The 24,248-nt window shown below is 40.1% G+C and carries 24 protein-coding genes; 14 read left to right on the top strand and 10 right to left on the bottom strand.

Annotated elements, in window-relative coordinates; all coding sequences use genetic code 11:
* Positions 1–52: 52 nt before the first annotated feature.
* From H6G75_RS26855 to H6G75_RS26845, 3 genes are all read right to left on the bottom strand, one after another.
* The gene (locus tag H6G75_RS26855) at positions 53–2,671 is read right to left on the bottom strand and encodes a CHAT domain-containing protein (RefSeq protein ID WP_190982977.1); all 2,619 of its coding nucleotides are present in this window, start codon (positions 2,669–2,671) and stop codon (positions 53–55) included.
* Positions 2,672–2,960: 289 nt separating this feature from the next.
* Positions 2,961–3,173: a HEAT repeat domain-containing protein gene (locus H6G75_RS26850; protein ID WP_190982959.1), complete on the bottom strand. Its 213-nt coding sequence runs from the start codon at positions 3,171–3,173 to the stop codon at positions 2,961–2,963.
* Positions 3,167–3,850 carry an isoprenylcysteine carboxylmethyltransferase family protein gene (locus H6G75_RS26845; RefSeq protein WP_190982958.1) on the bottom strand — a complete coding sequence of 228 codons (684 nt, stop codon included), beginning with the start codon at positions 3,848–3,850 and terminating at the stop codon, positions 3,167–3,169. Before H6G75_RS26845 ends, H6G75_RS26850 begins: the two co-directional genes overlap by 7 nt.
* On the opposite strand from H6G75_RS26845, the gene H6G75_RS33620 reads away from it, so the two are divergent.
* Positions 3,849–3,971 (top strand): hypothetical protein, encoded by a 123-nt coding sequence (locus H6G75_RS33620; RefSeq protein ID WP_277884110.1) that lies wholly within the window; start codon positions 3,849–3,851, stop codon positions 3,969–3,971. The genes H6G75_RS26845 and H6G75_RS33620 overlap by 2 nt on opposite strands.
* A gap of 605 nt (positions 3,972–4,576) precedes the next feature.
* Here H6G75_RS33620 and H6G75_RS26840 read toward each other — a convergent pair.
* The 3 genes from H6G75_RS26840 to H6G75_RS26830 form a co-directional block, all read right to left on the bottom strand.
* Positions 4,577–5,527, bottom strand: coding sequence for a hypothetical protein (locus H6G75_RS26840; protein ID WP_190982957.1), 951 nt, complete (start codon positions 5,525–5,527; stop codon positions 4,577–4,579).
* A 109-nt stretch (positions 5,528–5,636) separates the two neighbouring features.
* On the bottom strand, positions 5,637–6,197 hold the full coding sequence (locus H6G75_RS33805; RefSeq protein WP_190982956.1) for a helix-turn-helix transcriptional regulator: 561 nt from the start codon (positions 6,195–6,197) through the stop codon (positions 5,637–5,639).
* A gap of 4 nt (positions 6,198–6,201) precedes the next feature.
* Entirely contained in the window at positions 6,202–6,408 is a 207-nt protein-coding gene (locus tag H6G75_RS26830; RefSeq protein WP_199338041.1) for a helix-turn-helix transcriptional regulator, read from the bottom strand.
* Positions 6,409–6,647: 239 nt separating this feature from the next.
* Here H6G75_RS26830 and H6G75_RS26825 point away from each other — a divergent pair, with 239 nt between their 5' ends.
* The 4 genes from H6G75_RS26825 to H6G75_RS26805 all read left to right on the top strand — a co-directional run bounded on the left by H6G75_RS26825 (position 6,648) and on the right by H6G75_RS26805 (position 12,561).
* Positions 6,648–8,747 carry an AAA-like domain-containing protein gene (locus H6G75_RS26825; RefSeq protein ID WP_190982954.1) on the top strand — a complete coding sequence of 700 codons (2,100 nt, stop codon included), beginning with the start codon at positions 6,648–6,650 and terminating at the stop codon, positions 8,745–8,747.
* Entirely contained in the window at positions 8,740–11,166 is a 2,427-nt protein-coding gene (locus H6G75_RS33205) for a CHASE2 domain-containing protein (RefSeq protein ID WP_313934913.1), read from the top strand. The genes H6G75_RS26825 and H6G75_RS33205 overlap by 8 nt, the downstream gene beginning before the upstream one ends.
* A gap of 517 nt (positions 11,167–11,683) precedes the next feature.
* Positions 11,684–11,965, top strand: a complete 282-nt coding sequence (locus H6G75_RS26810; RefSeq protein WP_190982953.1) for a helix-turn-helix transcriptional regulator — start codon at positions 11,684–11,686, stop codon at positions 11,963–11,965.
* A gap of 311 nt (positions 11,966–12,276) precedes the next feature.
* Positions 12,277–12,561 (top strand): hypothetical protein, encoded by a 285-nt coding sequence (locus tag H6G75_RS26805; RefSeq protein WP_190982952.1) that lies wholly within the window; start codon positions 12,277–12,279, stop codon positions 12,559–12,561.
* Positions 12,562–12,621: 60 nt separating this feature from the next.
* Here H6G75_RS26805 and H6G75_RS26800 read toward each other — a convergent pair whose 3' ends face one another.
* From H6G75_RS26800 to H6G75_RS26785, 4 genes are all read right to left on the bottom strand, one after another.
* A complete protein-coding gene (locus H6G75_RS26800; protein WP_190982951.1) occupies positions 12,622–13,242 on the bottom strand; it encodes a hypothetical protein in 621 nt (206 codons plus the stop codon).
* 205 nt (positions 13,243–13,447) lie between these two features.
* Entirely contained in the window at positions 13,448–16,198 is a 2,751-nt protein-coding gene (locus H6G75_RS26795) for a site-specific DNA-methyltransferase (RefSeq protein ID WP_242051654.1), read from the bottom strand.
* Between the two features lie 54 nt (positions 16,199–16,252).
* Positions 16,253–19,288, bottom strand: coding sequence for a BPTD_3080 family restriction endonuclease (locus tag H6G75_RS26790; RefSeq protein WP_190982949.1), 3,036 nt, complete (start codon positions 19,286–19,288; stop codon positions 16,253–16,255).
* Positions 19,285–19,530 carry a helix-turn-helix transcriptional regulator gene (locus H6G75_RS26785; RefSeq protein WP_190982948.1) on the bottom strand — a complete coding sequence of 82 codons (246 nt, stop codon included), beginning with the start codon at positions 19,528–19,530 and terminating at the stop codon, positions 19,285–19,287. The genes H6G75_RS26790 and H6G75_RS26785 overlap by 4 nt, the downstream gene beginning before the upstream one ends.
* 329 nt (positions 19,531–19,859) lie before the next feature.
* On the opposite strand from H6G75_RS26785, the gene H6G75_RS26780 reads away from it, so the two are divergent.
* From H6G75_RS26780 to H6G75_RS26740, 9 genes are all read left to right on the top strand, one after another.
* Positions 19,860–20,123: a hypothetical protein gene (locus H6G75_RS26780; protein WP_190982947.1), complete on the top strand. Its 264-nt coding sequence runs from the start codon at positions 19,860–19,862 to the stop codon at positions 20,121–20,123.
* A 124-nt stretch (positions 20,124–20,247) separates the two neighbouring features.
* Positions 20,248–20,580: an XRE family transcriptional regulator gene (locus tag H6G75_RS26775; protein ID WP_190982946.1), complete on the top strand. Its 333-nt coding sequence runs from the start codon at positions 20,248–20,250 to the stop codon at positions 20,578–20,580.
* A gap of 107 nt (positions 20,581–20,687) precedes the next feature.
* On the top strand, positions 20,688–21,524 hold the full coding sequence (locus H6G75_RS26770) for a hypothetical protein (RefSeq protein WP_190982945.1): 837 nt from the start codon (positions 20,688–20,690) through the stop codon (positions 21,522–21,524).
* 131 nt (positions 21,525–21,655) lie between these two features.
* Positions 21,656–21,979: a hypothetical protein gene (locus H6G75_RS26765; protein ID WP_190982944.1), complete on the top strand. Its 324-nt coding sequence runs from the start codon at positions 21,656–21,658 to the stop codon at positions 21,977–21,979.
* A complete protein-coding gene (locus tag H6G75_RS26760; protein WP_190982943.1) occupies positions 21,972–22,169 on the top strand; it encodes a hypothetical protein in 198 nt (65 codons plus the stop codon). The genes H6G75_RS26765 and H6G75_RS26760 overlap by 8 nt, the downstream gene beginning before the upstream one ends.
* Before the next feature lie 25 nt (positions 22,170–22,194).
* Positions 22,195–22,392, top strand: coding sequence for a hypothetical protein (locus H6G75_RS26755; protein ID WP_190982942.1), 198 nt, complete (start codon positions 22,195–22,197; stop codon positions 22,390–22,392).
* Between the two features lie 104 nt (positions 22,393–22,496).
* Positions 22,497–23,306 (top strand): hypothetical protein, encoded by an 810-nt coding sequence (locus H6G75_RS26750; RefSeq protein ID WP_190982941.1) that lies wholly within the window; start codon positions 22,497–22,499, stop codon positions 23,304–23,306.
* A 110-nt stretch (positions 23,307–23,416) separates the two neighbouring features.
* Positions 23,417–23,671, top strand: a complete 255-nt coding sequence (locus H6G75_RS26745) for a hypothetical protein (RefSeq protein WP_190982940.1) — start codon at positions 23,417–23,419, stop codon at positions 23,669–23,671.
* Positions 23,668–24,126, top strand: a complete 459-nt coding sequence (locus H6G75_RS26740) for a DUF1392 domain-containing protein (RefSeq protein WP_190982939.1) — start codon at positions 23,668–23,670, stop codon at positions 24,124–24,126. Before H6G75_RS26745 ends, H6G75_RS26740 begins: the two co-directional genes overlap by 4 nt.
* The last annotated feature ends 122 nt before the right edge of the window (positions 24,127–24,248 follow it).

Here is a 24,248-nt window from a genome sequence, read left to right as displayed (position 1 = left end):
TTTTTACGTGAACAGCAGTTGTGAAATTTCTTAATATATTACGACACTGTGATCACAGCCAATTCCCGACTAAAACATAAGCCGCCCAATAACCAGGACGGCTGTAGTTTGGATACTTTTGTAAAAGCGTTAATTGAGCGCGACGCAAGGCTTCGGCTTTTGTCACTTTCGCAGAAATTAACTGACGATAAAACTCACCAACTAATATAGCAGTAGAGCGATCGCCTACATTCCACAGACTGGCCATTGTACTTTTTGCACCTGCCCGCACAGCTACCCCAGCTAACCCCAATGTGGCGCGGTTATCCCCGGTTGCTGTTTGACAAGCACTCAAAACCAAAAGTTCTAAAGCTTGCGAGGTTGTCTCATCTCGACGACGTAATAGCAAATCAAAGTCAGTAACATTAATTGGCCCATCTGTAGCCAAAATAAATGTATCTTCAGAACGAGAACTAAATTGTCCATGAGTTGCTAAGTGAACTACATTAAACCCAACGGAGCTAATTTGTCGTTCTAGGGCTTTACTAGTAAAATCTCGATCTAAAAGTTTTGTAGTATTTGCCCCTGCTTTGGCAATCAAGTCGAACTCAGATTGAATTTCTGGTAAAGGGGAAAATTGCGCGAATTGAGATGGCGGATTTATCAAACCTCCTGCCAGAACTTGCAACCTTTCTTTTGCTAAAGACTTGGGATTTTGTAATTGCAGTCCTAAATTTAAAGCCACAGCATATTTTTCTACTAAATATTGTTTACCATCATAGAGTGCTGCCATTGGGACATTTCGCAATGCACCATCCAGGACAAAAATTAAAGTATTTATCTTGCTACGTTGTAAGTCAGATTCTATTGGTTGAATCAGCCAACTATATATTTGTTGAGAGAGAGATTGAACCTCTGCAAGTCTGTCAGGCTCAGTTATATATTGCCGCAATTCTCCTAATATTTTTTCTAGTTCAATTTGAGATTTATTGATTGCATAATGTCGGAGAGGTTGCTGAGGCAACTTAATAATAATTTGTAATTTTTCTGGTAAAATAATTGGATAAATAACGGCGGCGGTAGGGTTATCTTGATCTACAATTTCGTCTAAAATAACCTTTGTAACATTTAAACAAGCTTCTCGAAAAAAATTATCTAAATCTGCTAACTGGAGTGCTTCAATTCGCTGGCGTGCTTTATCTAATATTTGTTGATTTAGCTGATTTTTCGGTAAACTCAAAAGCAAAGCTACTGATTCACGATAAACAGGTTCTACACTTTCTCTAAAAGAAAATTGCACATCTCGATTAACTGCTACAAGGTCATTTCTTAGAGATTGCAACTCATTTACAGCTGCATCATAGGCGGAGATCGCGCCTTGAATATCTCCCTGTTGTTTGAGTAAGCGTCCTAATTGCCAATACCAATTGTAAGCAATATCTGGTGCATTGACTGATTGAGCTAAGGTAAGTGCTTGTTGCGTCAATTTTTGGGCGTTTATCCACTGTTTTTCATATTCATAAAGCTTGCCCAGAGTTCCTATGGCGTAAGATTCAGCACGTTTGTCACCAAGGTCTTGTGCTAGTTTGACTGCTGTAACTAATATTTTTGCAGTCTCTTTGATAAGATGTTGGTCTTTCAAATCAGCACTTTTAATCAAACTTTGAGTAAAATTAATTCTGGCATAAACGGCTATTTGAGATAGGGGTAAATTATTTAGTTCCGAGGTAATTTGTGTTAATAAAGGTTTGGCAGTTGCCCATTGTTGTGTATTTAATAGGATAGTTAAAAGATTAATTTGTGCTTGAACTTTAGTGAGGGGTGAAGTAGCTTGAGCAATTGCTTGTTGATAAAAGGTGATAGCATTTTGATCATCTTGGGCAATTCTAGCAGTGTTTCCCAAACTGAGGAACGTGGCGCTAATTTCTGGACTAGACTGCAATTTTTGGGCAATTTTCAGGCTGTCTTGCAGAACTTGGCGTGATTGGGCTAAATCTCCAGTTAGTTGGAGTGCATCACCAAGTGAGCGCAACTCTATGGCTTTAATCAAAGAATCTGGTTGAGATTGTAAATCTTCATTGACTGCTGTCAAAATATTCAAAGCACGACGGTAAAATCCTAATACTTGCAATGCTTGTGCTTGATTAATGCGAGTATGAGTGATGCCAGTGCGATCGCTAATTTTAGTATATATTGCTTCAGCTTGTTGCCAAATTTGTAATGCTTGTTGAGATTGCCCTTGCTCCAATTTTATACTTCCTTGAATTTTTAACGTTTGAGCCAGAACGTGCAAGTATTGTTGAGAATTATGATTACCTAACAATTGCAAACTCTGATTAATGGTTGTGTTCGCTTGAGCAAACATTCCCTGCTGTTGATAAACTAAAGCGAGGTTACTCAACGTTAAAGCTTGCCGCAACTTGTTTCCTAAAGCCTTATACTTTTCCAAGACTTTCTGCAAAATATCTTGTGCTTCTACTAATCTTCCTGCTTCATACAATGCTTTTCCCTGTTCTAATAAATCTTTTAAACGGACTTCTGGATTAAGTTCAACTGCATAAGATACTGTGACAATAGGTGGAACAGTCACAAAAATGAATGTCGATACTAACGATAGCAAGAAGTAAGCAGATAAACAAATAGCCTTCCATCTTCTACTATTTGTTTTTGGCTGTTTATCTGTAGAAATCATAATTTTGCCGTATTCTTTTTCAATCAAGCTCAACAGCTTCTCCTCAACCACCGTAAGATAAGAACGCTTGGGCTTCCCCAACGACTGCAACAGATTTTTGACTGTATCCTCCAGAGAATCAGAATATATTCGAGCAAGGCGATCGCACATCTCCTGCATCTGCTGGCATTCCTGGGGCAGGTAATTGAATGACTTGAGATGCTGCACCCCAACAGTACATTCTCCATCCCAAGTTTTTACGGTGCAACTAAAGTCATTCACTTGAGCGACAATCGCCCAACAGCCACTTTTAGTTTTGTGAATCGAAAGGTAAACTCTGCAATTCTAAAACTTTAGCTGCTTCTTCACACACTTTAGAATCTTCATCATCCAATAATGCTTGCAGTGTTTGTACAACTTTTGATAAATTTCCTAAGTTTACTAGAACTTTAGCTGCATCAAGACGTACCCAAGGATCTTCTTCTTTCAGCACTGCTAACAATCCTTGTACAATTTTTACCAAAAATATGGCAACAACTTATACCTGACTTTTTGGGTGTATGTGTCGTATCCCTGGAGTTCTTGCCGTAAAAATTGCTCCTCAAATTGAATCCGTACAACCAGGATTGCAATTGGGATGATCGCCAGTAAAGCTGCTGCTACGGATTCTAACCACAAGGACATACCAACCATTACCAGAACCGCACCGGCATACATCGGATGCCGCACAACGCCGTAAACTCCTGTATCAATCACTGTTTGTTGTCGGTCTGCCTGATGCTTAACCGCAGTTGCCGCAAAGGTATTGACCTTAAACGACAGCGAAATAATCCACCAACCAGTGACATAAACGACTAATCCCAGTGCCGAAGCGATCGCACTTGGTTGGGACAGCAAGTGAAATCGGAACACATCTAAGGGAATGAACGTAATTATCCCCAAGAATGACGCGATTAATAAGCTGGCGAGAATTTTGTCAGTCAGGGGTTGTGACTCTTGAATCGGTGGTTTGAGTCGTTCCTTGTATAACTCGTCATCCTCTCGAAACACACCAATCATCGTCGCTACAGTCCCAACAACGACAACACCAAGAAACACCCAGGCACGCCACCAGTTCAATGTCCCGGCTGGCAAGAATAGTAAACCACCGAAGATGACTATATTCCAGATAAGTGCGGTCAAAATCTTGAAGATGAACATGACTGCTTCACCTCTATGGTTTGAACACCACGACTTCATTCTCCTACTAGAAATACTAACGAGTAGTTTCTGCTTTTTTGTCAGTTATCAGCGAAAACTTAATGGCGATCGCAAGAGTTAATAGTTTCAGCCCTTTGGGGAGTAAAGAGATTTGGAACCCCTGCGTTTTGTTTCCCTTTCGCTCATGTATGTCAGTGTTTCAGTTCCCTTGCGGGGTAATCAGGTTTGGAAACTATTAGAATATGCTTCTACTGGTAAATGTTTACTATTACGGTTTCAGTCCCCTTGCGGGGTAATCAGGTTTGGAAACTGTTTTTCAATCGGAGGAATTTATGCAATATCTAACGGTTTCAGTCCCCTTGCGGGGTAGTTGGGTTTGGAAACTTGGAATTAGGGGAAGGCAAGCACTTTAAGAGGTAGAGGTTTCAGTCCCCTTGCGGGGTAGTTGGGTTTGGAAACTGCTCGGAGCTGAAACTGTTACAGAGCAAGCTTCCTCTTAAGCGATTTGACGAACCTCAAAAAAGAGTCGATTTCAGCCGCTATTATTGCAACTCATTCTCAACTTTCCTGATTGGTGAAACGCTGTAATTATTATGTTGTCAAGGTTCTGGCGATTTTGACGAGTCTCCAGGGTTTTTGACCTCGCTTTGACTCGACAATTATCAAGCTGATTACCCAATCATAAGATGAGTATCCATCTATTGTCGAGTTTTTTTACACTTTAGATCAATCCGCAACCCAGTACTCTTGCTCAATCACACTCAACAGCTTCTTCTCTACATCAGTCAAATACGGTCGCTTCACTTCCCCCAAATACTTCAACACAGCTTTTGCAGCTTCTTCCAAGTTTTCACTCTCCCGCAACCGCGTGATGCGATCGCATATCATCTGCATCTGCTGACATTCATCAGGCAAATAATCGAACGACTTCAAATGCTGCACCCCAACCGTCAACTCGCCATCCCAAGTTTTCAGCGTACAGCTAAACTCCCCCACATGAGTAACGATGCACCAGCAACCACCTTTGCCTCTGAGGTCTGGGTTATCCTTTGCGAGAATTTGGCAGACTTCGCCAACACGGTAAGTATTCGGTACTTTAGTCCGTTCCATGATGCGCTGCACCACATCTTTAACGATGCGACCGGATGGGATTTTGCCGCCTGCTTCTTTCACAGCAGCCTGCCATGCTTCTTGCTGCTGTTCGGGTTCAAGCTTTGCCAGAGGGCGCACTTGCACTTCTGATGTGGGCAAAATTTGGGAACTATTAGTTCCCATTTCATCTGCTTTTTCATTTTGGGAACTATTAGTTCCCATTTTTATGTTGTCAACTATCAAAGAAGCAGCTATTAGATAATTCACATTGCGGTGAGTATAACTAAACCTGTCTCTGCAATACTCCTCAAAGGTTTTATGCGTGGAGCGATATAATCTGCGATTGCGGAGTTCTGCCAATGCCTTGCCAGCCTCAAAAAACGCACGCTCTACCTTTCTTTCCAAGTGTAGGCGATCGCGCTGTTCATCTTCTGTTAGCTCAGGAACTTCAACAGATGTGACAGTAATAGTTGCAGTGGCAGGATGTTCTGGATCAAAGGTATCTTTCTCAGAATTACTTGATGTGATTTTGTCGGTAGATTGGGCAGAGAGGGATTTTTTACGCTTACGGGGTGGGTTGTTCATAGTGACTTCCACCTCTTTAGGTTCATTGGTATTTGCTCAAAGAATAGAGTTTCGCTGCGATCGCTCTTGAGGAGAGACTGACACAACCAGAAAATTGGTACTAGCGAGGTCAATTATCAAAAGTTACGCCAAAGTCTACACCCAAAACTTCCTCGATTTTGCGGAGAGTTGGTTCTGGCAAAACATCATTTTCTTCACGCTCAATTCGATACCAATTAGCACGAGTCATATCAGCGGCCTTTGCCAATTCCTCAACTGATCGTGGGTCTCGCTCTCTGGCGTATTTAATTTTTGCCCCAATGCCAGGGGCATCAACCCGTATAACCCGTTCTATTTGTAAACAAAAAGGTCTTTTCTGTAGCGATTTAATACTTTTTCGAGTATTCAGAGATGGCATAAACCACTCGATTAAGGCATTTTCAATCTCAACCAATAACTCAGCATCAACCTCTAGATAAGCAATAGTGACGCTATCCATCATGCTCAACTCAATACCTTTATCGTGCGCTCTCCATCTTGTTCTAAGATTTTTAGCTTTGCCCACATATTGAATAACGCCTTGGGAGTCAATGGCAAAGTAAATACAAGGCGTTGTTGGTAGCTGCGATCGCTCGTGAAGAGATACTGAAGGTAAAGCAAGAGGATCTATAGTCGCAGGATTAATTGCCATTCTTTCATTCCTCATCTGGTATCCATTTCAACAAAATATCTGGCTGTATTCCGTAGCGACTACAAATCGCATCCATCACATCTCTAGCAGGATACTGAGCGGAATTGTTGTACAGGTTATATGCAGTAGTTCGGCTAATACCAGTTTCCTGCCAGAACTGGTAAACGCTTATTCCCTTACTGTCTACAAATTCCTTAATCCGGTTTCTCATGGGCATACTTGCAGTGTTACTACTTAATATTCATAATTAACTATTATTGCAAGCTAGTTAACACTATTATAAATTGTTGGTAGTATACTTTAACTAAAATTTTAAAGTGCATAGTAATGAAACTGAGTCCAAATGAAAATTAATATCACTGTATTCAGTAACCCTTAATGATATTTATGACTAATACACCTAAAGCTGCTCAACTTAACCTATCCCAAACTTAAATTAATTCATACACTGTGAAAAAAATCCTGATTTTGTCGGCTAATTCTAAAGATTCGAGTAGACTACGCCTGGATGAAGAAGCTAGAGAAATCCAGGCAGGATTAGAACGTGCCAAAATTAGAGAGCAGTTTGAAATTATCACTAAGTGGGCAGTGCGTCCTGACGATTTACGTCGCGCCCTCCTAGATCACAATCCTGAGATTATTCATTTTTCTGGACATGGAGGAGGAGATCAAGGTTTAGCTCTAGAAGATAATGCCGGGAATATGCAACTAGTGAGTAGCGAGGCACTATCAACGCTATTTTCTTTATTTCACGGGATTGAGTGTGTATTATTAAATGCCTGTTATAGTCAGGCGCAAGCAGAAGCAATTTCCCAGCATATTAATTATGTTGTGGGCATGAATCAAGCAATAGGAGATCGGGCGGCTATTAAGTTTGCATTGGGATTTTATGATGCCCTTGGTGCGGGAAGATCATATCAGGATGCTTACAAATTTGGTTGTGTATCTATTGCTTTAGAAAATATCCCAGAATCAGTAACCCCAGTTCTCAAGTATCGGGATAATCCAGTTAATACTGAGCCAGCAGCACAGGCTAAACGTGTCTTCATCAGTTATAAGCGTAATGTAGCTCCCGATGAACTAATAGCCCTGCAAGTTTTCCAAGCACTAACACGACAGCATCAAGTATTTATTGACCAAACGATGCTAGTAGGTACACATTGGGTCGAACGTATTGAAACAGAAATCCGCCAAGCAGATTTTCTGATCACCTTCTTGTCAGCACAGTCAGTTCATAGCGAGATGGTGGAGTCAGAAATTAAAATGGCGCATAATTTAGCGCAATTCCAAGGAGGCAAACCTGTAATTCTTCCAGTGCGGATAGCATATCGGGAGCCATTTCAGTATCCTTTGAGTGCTTATTTAAATAATATTAACTGGGCATTTTGGCAGGGGATGGAAGATACACCACATCTGATTGCAGAGTTGAATCAGGCTATCTCTGGCGGTCAGTTGAGTATAGGTGCAGTACAAGCAAAAGCAGACATTCTCCAAAATCAACCCACACCACTGCCCCGACCTTTTCCTTCAGCACAACCAGTTTCGCTGGAAATGCCAGAAGGGACAATGGATTGTGAATCTAAATTTTACGTCGAACGCTCATCAGATGCAATTACTCTAGACGCAATTAAGCGGCAGGGGGTGACTATTACTATTAAAGGCCCCCGGCAGATGGGCAAAAGTTCGTTATTAATTCGTACTACTAATGCTGCTGTCACAGCAGGTAAGCAGGTCGCGTTTCTTGATTTTCAATTATTTGACAAATCCACTTTAAATAATGCTGACAGCTTTTTTAAGCAGTTTTGCTCTTGGCTAACTGATGAACTAGAAATGGCAGATAAAGTAGATGAGTATTGGCAGATGCCTTTGGGTAATAGCCAACGTTGTACTCGCTATGTAGGTCGCTATCTGCTAAAAGAGTTGGGTCAGCCTTTAGTGTTAGCAATGGATGAAGTGGAAAGTGTTTTCGATAGCGAATTTCGTTCAGATTTCTTTGGAATGCTGCGAAGTTGGCACAATAGCCGTGCAACGACTCCCATCTGGAAAAAGCTAGATTTAGCTTTGGTAACATCCACTGAACCCTATCAGTTAATTGATAATCTCAACCAATCACCTTTTAATGTGGGGGTGGTTATTGATTTAGAAGATTTTACAGCCCAGCAGGTTGCCGATCTCAACCATCGTCATGGTTCACCCCTAAACTTCAACGAAGAACAGCAATTAATAGCATTACTGAGTGGACATCCTTATTTAATTAGACTGGCACTTTACTGGGTTGCAAGTAGGCGACTATCAAATGATGAGCTTTTTGCTAGTGCTACTGCGGATAATGGCCCGTTTGGTAATCATTTGCGTAATCATCTTTTTAGGTTGCATAACAAAACTGAATTAATTAAAGGGATGCTGCAAGTGATTCACCAGAACACCTGTGAGGATGAGCGAGTTTTCTTTCGTCTGCGGGGTGCAGGTCTGGTGCATCGTCAAGGGCGAGTAGTGATGCCTCGTTGTCAACTTTATGCAAAGTATTTCCGGGAGAACCTGCGTGACTGAACCAAACGTTTACACTGTTGGCGGAACTGTGCAGGCTGGTGGCGGGATTTATATTCCGCGTCAGGCAGATATAGAGTTGTTGAATTTATGCCGAACAGGAACTTTTGCCTATGTTCTCACACCGCGTCAGATGGGCAAGTCTAGTTTAATGGTACGTACGGCAGAAAGCCTTGTCCAAGAAGGAGTTACTTCAGTCATTGTTGACCTGCAAGAGTTGGGGACGCAAGTTACAGCCGAACAATGGTATTTCGGCTTCTTGGTGAACTTGGAAGACAAACTCATGCTAGATACAGATGTGGTCAGTTGGTGGCAAACACACACACATCTTGGAGTCTCACAAAGGCTAACCTTGTTTTTCGAGCAAGTTTTGCTGGCTGAGGTAGAGGGACAAGTAGTGATTTTTGTCGATGAAATCGACTCCACACTCAGCTTAAACTTTACTGATGATTTTTTTATCGCAATTCGCTATCTCTATACTTCAAGAGCAACAAATCCTGAGCTTCAACGCCTCTCATTTGTGTTATTAGGGGTAGCAACTCCTGGGGATTTAATTCGGGATGCCAAACGTACACCATTTAATATTGGACAACGTGTAGATTTGACTGATTTTACTTTTGAGGAAGCCCTACCCTTAGCAAATGGGTTGGGTGTAGAGAAGGATGAAGCACAGGAAGTGTTGCGGTGGGTTTTGAAGTGGACAGGGGGACATCCTTACTTAACACAGCGTCTTTGCCGCAGTATAAAAGATATAGGCAAGAGTAAATGGTCTGAATCCGAAGTAGATCGCGTAGTACACAACATATTTTTTGATTTAGCAAGTAAGCAAGATAGCAACTTACAGTTTGTACGCGATATGCTAATTAAAAGGTCGCCTAATCTATTCGCTGTTTTGAGTACTTACAAAGAGATTCTTCTTGAAGAAGATATTATTTATGATGAAGAACAATCATTAATTAAGTCTCACTTGAAGCTAACTGGTATTGTACGCACTCATAAAGGTAGATTATTTGTAAGCAACCTCATATACAGCAAAGTTTTTAATTATAAGTGGCTGAAAGAAAATTTGCCTTCAAGTTTTAAGGAATTGAAAGCACAAACAGTGGTTTTGACAAGCTTGGTTATAACTCTTTTGAGTCTTGTAATGCGACAGTTGGGCGTACTACAATCTTGGGAGTTAAAAGCTTATGACCAAATGTTGCGATCGCGTCCTCCAGAACCACCAGACCCGCGGCTATTAATAGTTACAATTACGGAAGAAGATTTAGCAAAATTCAAATGGCAGTTATCTGATGCCACAATCAATCAGTTATTAACAAAACTGGAGTCTTATCAACCCCGTGTTATTGGTCTAAATATTTATCGACAAAATCAAAAAAATCTGGCGGCTGGGATTGCTAATAAAAATAATATCATTACCACTTGTTTATTCAGCAGCACAGGTATACCAGAAACTCCGCCACCGTCGAATTTTTCTATAGATAATGTTGGTTATAACAATTTACTTTCTGATAATCAGGTAGACCAAATTGTTCGCCGTGCTTTATTATTTGCCGAACCTAGCAATGATAGTAAATGTAACACAAACTTTTCCTTTGCTGCTTTAGTTGCTATTAGTTATTTAGAACAACAAGGTATCAATGTAGATTTTACTAATAAATATAGTTTTCATCTCGGTAATATAACTTTTCCTATCCTTACGGCTAATTCTGGGAGTTATATTAGCTTAGATGCTGCTGGTTATCAAATATTATTAAATTATCGTCCTCCCGATCGCCTGGCTCAAGCAGTTACTCTTTCACAAGTCCTCAACAATCAAGTTAATCCCAACTGGGTCAAAGATAAGTTAGTAATTATTGGCACTACTGCTGCTAGTGTTCATCCTGGTGTGTATACGCCATACAGTGCTTCCCAAAATCAACCAGCAAGAATGTCAACTGTGTTTATTCATGCACAGATAGCCAGCCAAATTCTCAGTACAGTTCTGGATGGCAGACCATTGATTTGGTATTGGCCTGAATGGGGCGTATTTTTATGGATATGGTGTTGGTCTTTAATAGGCAGTGTACTAGCATGGCGGCTGAAACGTCTTTTTATCGTGGTAGTCACAGGAGGATTTTTGCTCGTATGTTTAATTTCAAGCTGCTCAATATTCATGCTACAGGCCGGTTGGATACCTTTAATTCCGGCAGCATTGTCATTGGTAGGTACAATTGTAAGTCTAGCAGTATCCCAATTGGCGTTGCAGAGGCAACAGCGACTCAAAATTAGTAAGTTACTCATTAATAAACTCGAAATCGCTTGTAAGTTGAGAGGAGAGGACATGACGAATGTGGTAGCACGACTAATCACTGAATACATTGAACATAATGAAGTGCCTGCTAATATAACTAATCAAAAGTCTCAAGAGCGAAAAGATTAACAGTCTAACCAATTAACTTTGCTGGATTAAAACATTTCACCTCATTATCAGTAAAATTTAAAAATCCTTCTCTGTTTATTAGAAATTTTCCGTTCGTTATCAAACCAGATTATACAATTATTAAATAGATTAATACTTTCCACTGCGAGTATTAGCCCCCCTGCGATCGCCACCTGTAAAACCATGATTCAGTTCAATAATGGCTTGGTGCAATCCAGAGTGGGCCATTAGTTGCGTCTGCGATCACTGTTTGTAGAACTGTGGGTCTTGTTGTTTGATCTTATATTCCTAATTAGGGCATTACTAAACTTTGCAGATATTTATCAGAAAATTAAGGAATTTAACCATACTTGCGATCGCTTTTAAACAAACTTGTGGCTCTTTCACAACTAACTTTCTTGGGCATGGCAAACGAGCAATCGCTACTCTAGCGATCACTTACCTACATTGACGTAAACTATGGTAGACATTTAGAATAGGTTTGTCAACCGTGGTAGGCAGTAAGGAAATCCAAATAATGGCCGTAGATATTGATGATGTGGCTTACGTCCGGTGGAATTCCGAAAAAATTGCCACAGTCAAAGCTGCAATGCAAGAACATAATAGTATGTCTGTACGAGAGTTGGCGCAAGCTTTACAGGCAATGAATATTTCCTGTAGTCATCAGAATCTTAGTAAGCTTTTAAACGGTAAATACTCAATTATTTCTTTAGAGATAGCTCGTGGTATTAGTGAAACTTTATCTATACCTGTCAAGGAACTAGTAAAAATCTATGCTTTTTCTGTCTACAATGGTTGACCGTGGCAACCAAGGTAGACTAGTATATTAATTGTGAAGCAAGAGAAGAATTACTAATAACTGAAAAACGCTCAATTCTGAAAATTTCGACAATAAAAGTGGCTGCTTAAACTCTTTCTTCACAATTTACGCTCCTAGCCAGTAGCTTTGAGCAAGGAATATAAAGCTACGCTTAATCTGATTGAGAACGTTGTGCTAAACCACAACGTTTATCTAAACACAAACACAAACACAAAAGCAAAAGGCGACCGCCCTAGTCTCGCAAACTCAGAGATCGCCTTTTGTCCCACATATTCATGGAGATTCCCATCATGCCACAGATCACCCCTGCCCAGCAACCGCCCGTCCGTTGCGCCCTACCGCACCTCAAAAAAATTGCTGCCCCCGACGAACAAGCTCTGATTTACCAAGACAACTCTGCATGGAGGCAGGCAGGGGAAGCAGGGGAAGCAAGGGGGGCAGGGGAGGAAAATTCTTGCCCTGTTTCTTCTCCTGCACCTGGAAATAAAATCATGGGACAGATTTTCCATACGTTTGAAAAACACGGATTGGAACTGCTCGATTACTCGATTACTATCCAGCAGATACTCAAATAGCTTACAAGTATGCTCACAGATAGCAGTATGTAATAGTGCTTCACAAGCATCCTAACTTGTTTACAACACAGAAAACATTTGAGCAAAATTTTGCCTTGCAATCTGAGATTTATCACTATCTGTACTCTTTAACTCATTGATATAATTTTCAAAATCATTTTGTATATCTTGCAATAATTGTGTTGGATTAACTTTGATTAATTCTCCATCATTAATAAATTCTATTGGCTCAGGATAATTATTATTAAAAATAACGCCACCTTTTACCATTCCATTGTGGAATAAACCACATCTTGTTTTAGAATAAAGTTTATTTAAATCTGAATTTTGAAAGCTTTTATCTGGATATATCCGTTTAATAGAGTTTTTAAAATAGTCTTTACTTCTACCATTGCTTATCATTCCAGTTTTATACTGTTCTACACCCTCAAAATATGACATACAAACCATTAATGCAATAAAAGCATTAACAAAACTATCTTGAGACAATAAATTTTTAGCTGGCTTCAAAAACCATTCTTTTACTTCTCTTTCATATATTTTAATTTTATTATCTATAATAGTTGGATCTAATAGTTCATTATTCCTTTCATCTTTAACTACAGCTTTTCCATTTATATACTCACCTAACATTTCTACTGCTACATAGATTTTTTTATCGGGTAGAATCTTTTTAGGCATTTAATATCTCCAAAGACTTTTTCATATTAGGTATGAACTAGATAGCTGAAGGACTTTTAAATTAACTAAGGATACAGCAACCATAAATTAGATCTAAACAAATCTCTTGCTTATTACTTGTTCTCTGTACCCACAAGAGTTTGTAAACAAAATAGGATTGCTGTATGAGCTTCAATATTTTCAGATGGTTGTAATTCACCCATTACTACATTTGATAAACCTTCAAAACTTCATCGCCATAGTGATTAATCACCTTAACCGCAATCTTCCCAGGCTTACCATCTTTAGTTTGCGGCAGGTCAAAGGGACGGCTAGTGGTAGAGTAGAAGTCTGACCAAGCATCTTCATCAATTTCAGCCTTCAAAGTTTTCTTGAGTTTGTCGTAGGGATGATCTGCTCCAGTAAAATAAGCATGACGTACAAAGAAGCTTTCGCCGTTATATTTGGTGTCAATAAACCAACAGGCGATATCATTAGTTGAACTACTGCGAATTTCGCCAGTGGTGGGGTCATAAATGTCTAAGCCATGCAAGGTGACAGTAACTTTACCTTGGGCTTGTTTAATCTCAATATCTGGCTCCCCAAACACCATAAACAAGTTGCCCGCTCCAGTTTTTTTGAGCAGTTCATCACCCAGAAGTAGATCAGTATTCATCCGTGTTATCAAAACTTGAAGCTTTCCGTAGCGTTTAGACTCTTCTGAAACACCAGGGTCAAAGGTAAAACCGCAAACAATCAATAAGTCATACCCTAAACCTTGCACAGCTTCTTTAGCAGCTTCTTTAATTTGGTCTGAACCAACAGTGCCATATTCAGGGCCAATAGAAACTGCAACTCGTTTTACATTGCCATCTTTATCAGTGTACTCTCCCTGAGCTTGTATCCAAGTGCCAGGATGAGGTTCAAGGGAGTCAAATTTAAGGCGTTCATCTTTTTTAGTGTTTTGAACTCCCGCTTTCCTCAAATTCTCAATCATTCTGATTTCAAATTGGTCAGAAGCGTGTTGAGTACCTTCAACTTCTGAGGCTGGCTGTTCATTATCGGCGGCAAGAACACGGTGAGGAGAGAGACTTTCCACAGTAAAGGGGCCAGTGACCCGCAAACGTTTTTTATCTTCATAAGGTTGGTCATAGAGTGTTTCATAATCTGCGTTACGGGCAATGGATGCGTCAATTTCCTGCTGCCGTTGCTGTCTGAGCTTCCACCACTCTTGTAATAGGTCTTTGCCTTTTTGTAACCATTTATCTTGAGGTTCGCGGGGGATTTCCCATTCTTCCCAGGATTGTTTGAGGAGTTGATTTAACTGGGTGCGAATGGGTTCTAGTTTTTGCTGCCACTTATCATGGATAGTATCGATTTCGGGATTGTTGGCGATCGCTTTTAGAGTAATGTGAGGGATACGCTTGTAGACAAAGCCTTTTTTGATGTCACCTTCAGTTTTGGGGCTAGTGGGTAGCAATTGTCCGGCAATTTCTGCTTCTTTATTGATACCTTCAGGGGAGTCAGCTAGAAGGTAGTAGGGGAATTGGGCTGACATGAGACGGGTTCTTGCTAGTGCTAAGGCAACGCGGCTGGTATCAATGGTAATCCAGCGTCTTCCCCATTGTTCGGCAATATAGGCTGTAGTACCACTTCCACAGGTGGGATCTAAAATTAAATCGCCAGGATCTGTGGTCATTAAAATACAACGCTCAATTACTTTAGTAGATGTTTGAACAACATAATTTTTAGAAAGTAATTCCATTGTGTCGTCCCAAACATGAGTTACTTCACTACAGGGAAAATCACTGTGGCGAGCTATCCATTTCAGAGTGTTCTTACTAGCATTTATACGATTATTAGCCGCCAAGCGATTCATTCCCTCAGAAGTTGTCTTCCAACATCTATTAGTTCCACAGTAATAGTTTTTCCCCTCAAAATTATATGTATAATTTGTATTTTCTGAGTAAGCTGATACTAATGGTCTCAAGGCAATAGGCGTAGCACCTGTAGGCATATCATCGAATTCTTCAAAGTTAAATAATTGACCATCTATTAGTTGTATTTTATCGAAATATGTTTCATTTCCTGTGTTCTTTTCTACGAATAAACGACGAAACTTTGCTTGACTTGCATCCTTAGAATACCAGATGAGATAATCGTTTGTTGTTTTGATATAACGCGCTACAAAGCCACTTCCTGTTCTAAAAGTGATCTGACCTATAAAGTTACCACTGCCAAACACCTCATCCATTAAACACCTAATTAAATGAACATTCTCATCACCAATCTGTACAAATATACTACCAGTTTCAGTCAATAACTCCCTCGCTACCATCAAACGATCGCGTAGATAAGCTAGATAAGAATGTATGCCTAATTCCCAGGTATCCCGAAAGGCTTTTACCTGTTCTGGTTGCCTTGTAACTTCTTCAAGTTTACCATCCTTAACATCTCGCTTTCTAGTTGATACCTGCCAATTTGAACCAAATTTAATACCATAAGGCGGATCAATGTAAATCATTTGGACTTTACCTTTTAATCCTTCCTTCTCAGCTAAAGAACCCATAACGAGCAAGGAATCACCAAGAATCATGCGATTAGTCCAACTCACCCCTTCTTTATGTTGATAAAAATCAATTAATTTCTCAAATACCAATCCATTGAAGTCGCTAAATAAACTTAACTGATCAAATTGTTCTTTTTTAGCATGAGTACGAAAGTCTTCAATGATGGCTTGAGGATGAATTTTTTCTTGAATATAAATTGGCAGTGCGTGAACTTCTAAATCTGCATTGTTTTGTTGATCTTTATCTTTCCAAACTAGCTGAGGGTCTAAAGCTGTATCACGAGGATAAAGTAAAGGTTGTGGTTGTTTCTCTTCATCAGACAAAAAATCCCGCAGCTCTTCTGTAGGGATATTTGCTCTTTTATCCTTGTGCTTAACAGTATTAATTGCTGTTCTCTTAGCCATCATTAATTACCTAATTATTAATTACAAAACTAGTAAATAAATTTTCAGCAATCATTATTAAGCAGATTGAAGATTGCTGAGATTGTATTGCTTACCGCAACCACTGTTAATAAAAGCTCGAATAATATCCTCTCCATCCCACGGATCAGTAATTTCGATAAAATTCCATCTGCCAAAACCACCGTGTTGGTTGATTGCTGGTATCCAAAGATTGTGTGTAGTGGATACTTTTACTGCTTTATCTACTCTTGCTTCTCCTGATACCTCAACAATCAAGTTCAATAAATCAGTCTGCCCATCTTTTATTCTCACAATGAAGTCTGGCATATAATTTTTTTGTTGCCCGTTGAAGGTATAGGGAATTAAAAAACCAAGTCCTTGATTTTTGACATAGCAGACCACTTCATCCATGCCTTCTAAAACTTGTGCCATCTTTTGCTCCCAACTATTGGTGTCAGCAACCACATGGGAAATATGACATTTGTTTGGGTTAGTTACATAAACAGGACGAGCAGTACTGAAGTCTATGTATTGCGTTGAACCCATTGGATCATAAGGTCGTAATATAGGTTTGAGAGATGTTTCGCTTTCGCCAGCAACTATTGCCTGATAAATGCAATCAGAGGCATGATGAGCCAATTCATTGAGTAGCAGCAGTTGAGGATATGTTCCAGATTTGTAGGTAACGCATTCTCTTATCCACTGCTTTGCTATTTGCAGTACCTGGGGAAATAACCAAGCTTGGACTTCTGACTCAAACTCACTACAGCGAAAATATTTTTCTAAGGTAAATTTTGCTAGTAAAAAAACTACCTCTTGTTCGCGGTGCAATTTCAGATCATCGAGGGTATGAATACTAGACTGACCAATGATAGGTGCATTGACTGTGATAGTGGGTAAGTCAGATGTGGATAAAGGATAATGACACCCAGGCTTATTAAAGTCTGGTGTCAGTTTCTTGCTGCTGACTTCGTAGCGATAACCTAACAACTTCGGGAAAGTAATTTCACAATCAATTCGCTCAGGTAGAGCGCGAACACGAGTAGGTAGAGGGCCTGGTTTTGGTGCTTTGTTAGAACCAGCACAAGGTATAAAGGCAAAGGGAATACCATAAACTTCAGCATACTCTGGCTCAAACATCCCTTGGTCATTGCTGGTATAGCTAATTCGTCTTAATCCTCTCCCTACTACTTGTTCGCACAAAAGCTGAGTACCAAATGCCCTTACTCCTAAAATATGGGTAACGGTATTAGCATCCCAACCTTCAGTTAGCATAGAAACTGAAACAACACAACGGATATGTTCACCCAGCTTGCCAGCTTTACCTACAGTGTTTAATACCTCACGTAATAAGTCTTCGTTAGTAATTTTGTCTGGGTCTTGACCTGGATATCTATTGCGGTACTCAGCTTTAAACTCTTCTATTTCCCGTGCTGCTAACTGCTTAAACTCAGCAGTCATACTTTCCCCAGTCTCTAACTGCTCACTGTCAACCAGAATGGTGTTAGGTCGAGCTATCCAGTTACCATCTTTAACATTGCTAAATACTGGTAACTGACCAGGGGCTAAAACAGGTCTGCCATCAGGGTAAGTTTTGCCAGTATCCCAACCGCAGATGTAGTCATAAACTATCTTCGAGACGCTGGTATTATTGCAAACTACAATAAAAACTGGCGGTGTTAGCCCTTTAGTTTGAGCATCAAAGTTTTGTTCCCACGATCTGTAAGCCTTCTCATAGTTACCATAGAGCGTCCGCAACGCACCTTCTAATTCTTTGGGTAACTTGGGTTCTGAAGTTGAAGGAGTGTTATCTTTAGCACCTCTACCTTTTGTGGGCAGATGATCACGAATTAACGTCCAAATGTTGCGATAAGTAGGCAGTTCTCCCTTCATACTGTCATCAGATACAGGTACACGAGGGATTTTGACAATGCCCGATTCAATGGCATCAATTAGAGAAAAATCTGATACTACCCAAGGAAACAAAGTACCTTCTTTATAGCCTGAACCTTTTAAGAAAAATGGTGTAGCAGAAAGGTCATAAACTACCTTTACTCCTAATTTTTGTTGGATAGCTTCTAAACCAGAAATCCAAACTCGCGCTTCCTCTTCGTTCTTTTTGGCCTCTTTTAGATCATCGCCTTTATATTTTTCTTCATCACCACCAACACGACGGCGATAACAGTGGTGTGCCTCATCATTAATAACAATGATATTTTTCTTAGTTCCCAGCCCCCGACATATCCGATTTACCATCTGAGATGGGGTTTCAGTAAATATATTTTCTTTACCTTGAGTTAAAATACTTTTGGTTAGTGCAGCAGCATTAGTATGCTCCTTGAGTTTGAAAGCATGATAATTGGTGACAACTATTTTGGCTTTCTCTAATTCTGCTAATAAATCTGAGGGGACTAAATCCAATTTTTTGTAATAGTTTTCTGGGTCATTAGGTAATAGTACGCGCAAGCGATCACGAACTGTGATCCCTGGTGCAACCACTAAAAAAGCATCACTAAACTCTCGACGTTGGGGATTAGCAATTTTATTTAGGGAATGCCAAGCAATTAGCATTGACATTACAACGGTTTTACCGCTACCCGTAGCCATCTTTAATGCTTGACGAAATAGCAATGGGTTAGCATCATCTTTAAAATTATTTAACAGATTTTTAATCCAAGTATTTCCAGCTTTCTCCGCAACCTCAGTTATATAAATAATTGTTTCTAAAGCTTCAATCTGGCAAAAGAAGAGTCTTCTTTCTCTTTCTGGATTTGTCCAGTGTTCTAATAGTCGTCGTGTTATGGGTGTAATATTAACTGGGCTACGATAGCCACCTCGCCTCCACCATGAAACCTTTTCTCGAATATCATTAATAAACTTATTTTCTTCTATTCTGTCTTGCGTCCATAAACCTAAATCAAGCTCAAGCTGTTTTTCTTGCTTTTTCGGTTTAGCTATAGGGATGAAGTAATGACTTTTGCGCCTAGTATTTATAATATCGCTAGTAATGCCATCATCATCAAAGCGAAAATGTTTTTGAGGCTCAGAAAAGGCAGAATTAATAATAGGATTTTCAATAACGACTTGTTTCATTTATTATAATATTTTGCTAATAATCTTTCTCCAAGTTCGCCCATATCTTTTGCCATTTCTTCAATTTTTTGCATGGCTAAAGGCATTGGCCTTGTATGTCCATTTTCCCAACGATTGATTGTGCTGTATGTTACCCCAATAGAGGAAGCTAATTGCTCTTGTGTTAATCCAGCCAAAATTCTTAGTTCCCGTAGGAAGTTTCCAACCTCTGGCTGATTTCTTGCCAAGGTTTTTTTAATCATTATTCATAAGTTACCAATTTAATCTTTAATACTTAAAGAGTGTCCGTGAATAAGTAGCAGTTGCTATGTCACGTACTATATGTAACTTAAATTCTAGATAAAGGACTCAGTGATGCTACTTATTATTTTAAATCTTTGGACTTAAGAAAAGACAATATTTGATTCTATTTTTGAACATTGAAGACCGTATTATTCACAGCAAGGAAAACGACAACCTAACTCACAGCGTTCTCGATCATCCTGCTATATTTGCGCCCCTACAGCAACATCAGCATATTCACCAGTCCACCTGTGCTGCCCTATCAGTTGTTTTACTTCTGTACTAAACTATGCCTCAATTGATAGACAGCCTAATGCAACCCACTGCCAGCATTAGCCCCCCTGCGATCGCTGTCTGTAAAACCATGCTTCAGTTCAAAAACGGCTTGGTGATTCAGAGTGTGGGCATTGGGTGTGCCTGCGATCGCCGTAAAACAATACTTCAGTTCAAGAATGGCTTGATGCTTTCCACTGTGGGCATTAGCTATGCCTGTGATCGCTTTTGTAGAGCTTGTGGACTGCCACCATGCTTAACAAACTCTATGAGTTCCTAAATCTTTGCAGATATATCGCTCACTATAGTTACTGTCCAGCAGCACAATTTTGATGGTATGACTGCTCATATCACCCCTCTGTAAGCTACGTTATTACTGCTTACAACAATAAACCTAAAATGCTATGCTGGCAAGTAACAACGGTAGAAAAATTATTACTATGATAGATATTGAACATATTGCCACATTTAAATGGGGAAATTTTCAAGCTGAAAAACTAGCTCAATTAAGAGGTAATATGTCTCGCCGTCAGCTTGAGCAAAAAACTGTAGAGCTTGGACAAAAGGTTGCACATCAATATATTCAGCAATTAGAGCAACCAGATTATTACGCTACTCGCCTCAAAAGTGGAACCCTTACGGTATCAACGGAAGTTGTTAATGTTTTATGCCAAGCACTTAATGCTGACATAACTGATTTCTTTGACACAGCTAAAATAGTTACTGTTGTTGCTTGACATTTTACCGTTAACAACGGTAAAATAGGGACATAAAACAAAAGGCGACCGCGCAAGTTTCCTAGGCTCTGCGATCACCCTTTGACCCTATTACAGGAATTTCCATTATGACGCACAACATTTACACAGCACAACAGCTGCAACGTAAATCTCTCAGCCAACTCAAAGTCATTTATAGTCAGCTTGCCTCTGCCGTTGAAGTAACAGATAAACGCTACAAAAAATCCTGGATCAACGCAATCACTGCCCACCAGTCTGCCCAGCTTAAGAAAGTTGACCAGAAAACCCAAGCCCAAGCCGAACTCAACCGCCACATCACAGACCAAGCCCAGGCGGTAGCACCGGAAGAACTGAGAATAGTTGACATATCTTTCTTCGACAAAGAATATTACGCAGACGACAAGCTGATTGCCACCGTAACCCACGATGATGACGATTTTGTAACGCAACGGTGGGTAATCATGATCAACAACGCAGAAGTATTTCGTGCTGCCACCCCAATGATGTGCGATCGCTACATTCGTATACATTACAAGGACGGCACATTACCAGTGCAGGAAGAAGCAGGGGGGCAAGGGAGCAAGGGGGCAGGGGAGAAAAATTCTTGCTCTGTTTCTTCTCCCGCAACCGGAAATGAAATCATGGCGCAGATTTTCAATGCTTGTGAACAGCACGGTTTGGAACTGCTTGACGATGGAATCTACCAGGATGATGTGAAATTAGGCGAAGTTGGCTGTACTGATGGCCACTGGTGGGTCATCCGCGCTGCTTCAGGACAGCACAAGATGGCGTGTGGTTCACCCGATGAAGCCGTGCGAATGCTGTTGGTAGTAAAAGCTGGGGATTGGGATGACTTGTTAGATAAGCCGTTCGACCAACTCAGTAAACAGGAATGGCGGCTTTTGATGGAATTTGAGCCAGTGCGAGAACTGGTCGCGGCTTAGGAAAAAGTGGGCTTGATGCCCACCCTAGATTTCTCTTGTTCAATTGCCCAAATATAACCGCCTGCAATTGGGAAAGACCTCTGTGATTCTGTCCCAATTGCTCACCAATCCCCTCATTCATCAGCAAATTTATGCAACCCACCATCAGCATTCCAAAAGATTGGAAATACCCCAGATTCACATTTGGACAACAGACACAGCAGGGTTTAATCATTGGCATGGAGTATAAGCCTGCTAATACCCAATTCGCATATCAATACGGTCACGGTTGGCGTTATACAGTACTTCCTGACAAGCATTCAGATGAAGTTCGGCATTACTCTGATGACCAGATTCAAACGCTTTCCATTGCAGAAATACAAGAGCAATTGCAAGCCGAGATTGACGAACATCAACAGCAAATCAAAGCACTTCAACAGCAGTTGAAGGCAATTGGAGGTTCAACAGATGCTTAAAGTTTTCGATCCTTACGTTGAAAGAACTGCTGCTAGATTGTTGCGTTCTCTCAAAGGTTCTGGTGGTTCTATGCCCCTACATCGTGTTCAGTTTTCACAGACGATTATTCAACATTTGTTGGACAAAAAACAGGCACAAATCAAGAACACCGGACATGGATTTGTACTGTCAGTTATTAAGCAGTTTTAGTTGCAGATAGAAGGAGCAAATCAAAATGGATTTACCAGATTTATTGCTATTAGTTGAATCTGCCCAATACTTGATAACTCAAATCGAAAAACATCCTGATTACCAAGCACTTGATTATCATCCTGATCTAACAATTGGGGATGCTCGAACAGCACTTTCTTACTTGAAATGTGAACTAGAAGTAAATCAACAGCTTTCTATTAACTTAGAGACTTCATCATAAAAAGACGAACACCTGAACCAGCCTTTTCAGGTGTTCGCCAATTATTTCAGGTATGTGTCACAGAAAAATTATTATTGCACACTCAATAAATGCAGAGGTTAAGGATGAGTAATGAAATCAAACTAGGCTTTTGCAATCCACCAGAACCAGTTTATCTTTATGTCAAAAATGGTGAATCAAACGGTGAATCATATCTTTGGTATCACTTCATCATTGACCAAGATAAAACCATTCCAGTTCAACAACGTGGATTAATAGGTTATTTATCCGAACTACGAGTCACAGCCAAAGAATTCAAGGGCAAGGACAATATTAAATTAGATATTGTTGTTGCGGCTGATGAGGTTTATGTCATCCGAACTGGCATAGACACGAACTTTGCTAAGACATTTTTATTATCAGCATCACTTGTACAAGACTTTTCCAAACCCTTGATTATTGCTGTTACTGCTGGTGAAGAAAATACGGTGTTCTGTCGATTATATGATGCAGCTACCAAAGTCAGAATCCGCAGGGAATGGAATCCTAATGCTGACTGGGCATCACTCATCACTGAAATTCAATCACGGCTTGGAACATCTTCATCTGTTCCCTTAACAACAGAACAACCACATCCCCAAGATTTACGAGTGAAACAGATTCGGACTTTGTTGAATTATCCTCTGGATTTGGTCAAAGAGTATTTGCAATTTCAAGATGTTGACCGCCCAAGTTTACTGCCTGTTAACAAGATTGATTCACTGGTAAAAACTATGTGCTTGGGATGGGCTGTTGATAAGTTTGAAAACCCCAATGATGCTGAATCTTCGTATCAAAAGCAAGTTCTTGACGCGATTGCAAGTGAGGTTGATGAAGTGACGGCAATTCGTTCATGGATGCAGCAGTTACAAGGAGTAAAAGCAGGAGTGGCTTGACTAAGGAAATAAGTCAGGGGCTGGAAGTAGACAAAGAATCTCAAAGTTTCTTCTGACCACTTTCTTCTATTTCTAAATCTTAAGGGGCATCAAATTTAAGAGAGGTATTTATGGCTAAAGTCTTGATTGATTCAGACAACTATACCTGTCATCAAATCGCTAGTATTCTATCTCTGAATTTATCAATAGTTCGCTTTTGGATTCAGCGTGGTTGGCTGAAAGCTAACAAACATACTCCCAAGCATTATGAAATCGGGATTGGACACCTCAAACAATTTCTAGAAAATCATCCACATCAAATTAGAAAACGAATTGCATCTTTAGATTCCGAAGCTATTAATTATTTGTTGGGTAAAACAGTATGACAGAACAAATCACAGATTTAGAAAGATGTTGGTTTTTATCCCCACCTTGGGAACAAGCCATACCAGCTGTAGAAGTCAATGTGTTAGAGAAAGTTTACCTCAAACCCAATCGGACATTCGGCTACTGCTTGGGTGTGCAGTGGTATGGCGATTGCTGGAATTACATTATTGAGGTCAAAAATGATTTCATCTATGCAACCAAACATCAAATTATTGCCACTGGTAATATACAACCCAGAACTGTGAAAAAACCTTCTTTCGTGTTGGGAGAGCGCGTACTGTTGAAAATTCCCAATCACGGTACAAAGCAAAGGTTAATTCTGGGGATTGAGTTAATCGAGAAGTCCTGGTTCTATTTAGTCGAGTTGGCATTACCCACTTTTGAACAACCACTCATCACCACCAATCGCTTTTCTTTGGTGCGGGAAGAAGACTTAGTGCGAGTGAATGTCTAAGTCCACACTCAACACTTTGTACTCATCACACAAATAAAACTATGTCACAGATTGAAATCGCTCAAATCATCGAACAGATAAAGCAAGAAATCACTGTTGACTCGAATGGACATAAAAACACC

Source organism: Nostoc sp. FACHB-280 (assembly GCF_014697615.1).
Classification (GTDB): Bacteria; Cyanobacteriota; Cyanobacteriia; order Cyanobacteriales; family Nostocaceae; genus Nostoc_B.
The sequence above is the reverse complement of the archived record's forward strand: the minus strand, read 5'-3'. Positions and strand labels throughout refer to the sequence as shown.